Origin of the sequence: Novosphingobium sp. TCA1, assembly GCF_009811895.1 — a bacterium.
In the GTDB taxonomy this organism is placed as follows: Bacteria; Pseudomonadota; Alphaproteobacteria; order Sphingomonadales; family Sphingomonadaceae; genus Novosphingobium; species Novosphingobium panipatense_A.
In genome coordinates, this window is record NZ_BLJH01000099.1 from 1 (window position 1) to 2,558 (window position 2,558).

Annotated in this window: 2 protein-coding genes; both read left to right on the plus strand. The window is 62.7% G+C overall.

Going from position 1 to position 2,558, the window contains the following annotated elements; genetic code table 11:
* Positions 1 to 116: 116 nt before the first annotated feature.
* A complete protein-coding gene (gene istA / locus NTCA1_RS28130; protein ID WP_142632652.1) occupies positions 117 to 1,631 on the plus strand; it encodes an IS21 family transposase in 1,515 nt (504 codons plus the stop codon).
* Positions 1,618 to 2,346 (plus strand): IS21-like element ISSsp4 family helper ATPase IstB, encoded by a 729-nt coding sequence (gene istB / locus NTCA1_RS28135; protein ID WP_013831348.1) that lies wholly within the window; start codon positions 1,618 to 1,620, stop codon positions 2,344 to 2,346. Before istA ends, istB begins: the two co-directional genes overlap by 14 nt.
* The last annotated feature ends 212 nt before the right edge of the window (positions 2,347 to 2,558 follow it).

Sequence of the window (2,558 nt, forward strand, 5' to 3'; positions counted from 1 at the left end):
TGTGGAGCGGCGTGCAAAATTGACCCCCTTAGCGGGGTGATCGGCGTCTAAAATTGACCCCCTTCATCTCATTGTGAGAAGCGCCGCCGTTTCGGTTCCGGACGGCGGGTACAGGGATGTTGGTTGTGGAGACGATTACGAGGATCCGTCGGGAGCACCGGGACGGTAAGCCGATCAAGGCGATAGCGCGGGATTTGCGGCTGTCGCGCAACACGGTGCGCAAGGCGATCCGGGCGCCGAACGCGGATGCCAGTTACGAGCGCAAGGAACAGCATCGGCCGCAGACCGGCCCTTTCAGCACTCGCCTGGAAGAACTGCTTGAAGAGAACGAAGGGCTGCCCCGGCGTGACCGGCTTCGCATGACGCGGATCCATGATCTGCTTCAGCGCGAAGGGTTTGGCGGCTCTTATGACGCTGTGCGGCGCTATGCTGCACGCTGGAAGCGTGAGCGTCGCGTTGACGCCGGCGATATGACCAAGGCGTTCATCCCGTTGATGTACCGGCCCGGCGAGGCTTACCAGTTCGACTGGAGCCATGAGGACGTCGAGATCGCCGGCAAGCCAATGCGCGTGAAGGTCGCGCATATGCGGTTTTGCTGGTCACGGGCACCATTTGTCCGTGCCTATCCTCGCGAGACGCAAGAGATGGTGTTCGACGCACATGCCCGCGCCTTTGCCTTCTTCGGTGGGATTCCGACGCGCGGCATCTACGACAATATGAAGACGGCGGTGACGACGGTGTTCACCGGCAAGGAACGCCTGTTCAACCGGCGGTTTCTGATCATGACGGACCACTATCGCGTTGAGCCGGTGGCCTGTAGTCCTGCCGCAGGGTGGGAGAAGGGTCAGGTCGAGAACCAGGTTCAGACCAGTAGGGAGCGCCTGTTCAAGCCGCGCCTGCGCTTTGCCAGCCTCGAGGAACTGAACATCTGGCTGGAAGCCGAGTGCCGGCGCTGGGCGGAACGCAACCAGCATCCTGACCAGGAAGGCATGACGATCGCGCAGGCGCTGGAGGTGGAGCGGCCGATGCTGCAACCGCTACCGGTTCCCTTCGACGGGTTCTTCGAGAGCGAACACGTAGCCAGTTCGACGTGCCTCGTGAGCTTCGATCGCAATCGGTACTCGGTGATGGCAAAGGCGGCCCATCAGGCTGTGCAGGTGCGGGCCTATGCAACGCGCATCGTGATCCGCTGCGACGGCGCTGTCGTGGCCGAACACGAACGGGTCTTCGGCCGGAACCAGACAATCTTCGATCCATGGCACTACCTGCCCATCCTCGCCCGCAAGCCCGGTGCGTTGCGCAATGGTGCTCCCTTCCAGGACTGGGCTCTCCCACCTGCACTGGCCCAATTGCGGCGTAAGTTGGGCAAGGGCGACGATGCCGACCGGCGCTTTGTACGCGTCCTCGCCGCTGTCCCCGAAGATGGCCTGGAGGCTGTCGAGGCCGCAGTGCGCGAGGCACTCAGCGCCGGTACTATCAGCGACGAGATCATCCTCAACATCCTGTCCCGTCGCCGCGAGCCTCATGATGCCCAGGCTATGGACGTCGTCGTCAACCTGAAGCTCAAGCATCCGCCAGAGGCGAACTGCGGCCGCTACGATACCGTGCGAGACCTCGATGCAGCGGCATGAGATCATGGCCGCCCTCAAGGGGCTGGGGCTCAAGGGCATGGTGGCGGCCTTCGATGATGCCGTCACCAACGGCATCCGCCGAGACAGAACGGTCATGGAGATGTTGGGCGACCTGTTGCGTGCGGAGACGGCGCACCGGGATGCGGCATCGATCCGTTATCGCATGACCGCAGCCAAGCTTCCGGCGATCAAGGACCTGGATGGGTTCATGTTCGATGGCACGCCGATCAACGAAGGACTGATCCGCTCGCTTCATACGGGCTCGTTCCTGCCGGAACGGCGCAATATCGTGCTGATCGGCGGAACAGGCACGGGCAAGACTCATCTGGCTCTCGCCATCACCGCCGCAGTGGTGCGCGCCGGTGCCAGAGGCCGATACTTCAATACGGTCGATCTGGTGAACCGGCTTGAGGAAGAGGCTCGCCTGGGCAAGGCCGGCAGCCTTGCCACCCAACTCTCGCGGCTTGATCTCGTGGTGCTTGACGAGCTCGGCTACCTGCCGTTCGCCCGGTCCGGTGGCCAGATGCTCTTCCACCTGATCAGCAAGCTCTACGAAAAGACCTCGGTCATTATCACGACCAATCTCGCCTTCGGCGAATGGCCGAGCGTCTTCCACGACCCCAAGATGACCACCGCTCTTCTCGATCGCATCACGCACCACTGCGACATCATCGAGACGGGCAATGACAGCTGGCGGTTCAAAAACCGGAACTGAGCCGAAAACCCCTTCCCCCGGACCCCCATCCCCGGCGGTTAACCCGGTGGGTCAACAGGGACCTCCCACGGACGCCGCCGCCAGCACACCTGACGGTGCGCGTCGTCGTCCGTGGGCCCCTCCTATCGACTACCGGGATAACCGCCAGACTACCGAAAGGTGGGGTCAATATTGGGCGCCGATAGGGGGTCAGTTTTGCGCGCCGGTTGACA

Bases quoted from the DNA above. Each gene is read 5' to 3' on its own strand.
- istB (WP_013831348.1), top strand. From the start codon at position 1,618: ATGCAGCGGCATGAGATCATGGCCGCCCTCAAGGGGCTGGGGCTCAAG.
- istA (WP_142632652.1), top strand. From the start codon at position 117: ATGTTGGTTGTGGAGACGATTACGAGGATCCGTCGGGAGCACCGGGAC.